We start from the raw sequence: 568 nt of genomic DNA on the forward strand, positions 1-568 counted from the left end.
TGGGCTGGCTCACCGCACAGACCGATGCGGCAGGCCGGAAAACCGAATACCGGTACAGTATCGCTTCCGGTAACGTCACTGAAATTATCTCCCCTGACGGCCGGAAGACGGCGTTTTATTACAATGGCGGGCATCAGCTGACCGGTATCACCCACCCGGATGGTTTACGGGAGAAGCAAGAATACGATGAGTATGGCCGCCTGACGGGGCTGACTTCCCGTCAGGGGAGCATCACCCGCTATGTTTATGCTGACCCGCACAGTGAATACCCCTGCACCAGTGAAGATGCCACCGGCAGCAAAAAGCAGATGGTGTGGAGTCGCCACGGGCAACTGCTGAGCTTCACCGACTGTTCGGGGTATGAAACCCGCTATGACTATGACCGTTTCGGGCAGGTCACAACCCTTCATCAGGAAGACGGTCTCAGCCAGTATCGCGCTTACGATACCCGGGGCCGGCTTGTCAGCCAGAGAGATGCGGCAGGCCGCGAGACCCGCTATGAATACAGTGACGCCGGAGACCTGACGACAGTGATTGCCCCGGACAGCAGCCGCACGGAAACACAGTA

Annotated in this window: 1 pseudogene; it reads left to right on the forward strand. The window is 58.3% G+C overall.

The window, feature by feature from the left end:
- A pseudogene (locus OGY09_RS01120) lies at window positions 1-568 on the forward strand (type IV secretion protein Rhs); the annotation flags it as partial.

The organism is Citrobacter sp. Cpo071, from assembly GCF_030332765.1.
GTDB classification, from domain to species: Bacteria; Pseudomonadota; Gammaproteobacteria; order Enterobacterales; family Enterobacteriaceae; genus Citrobacter; species Citrobacter portucalensis.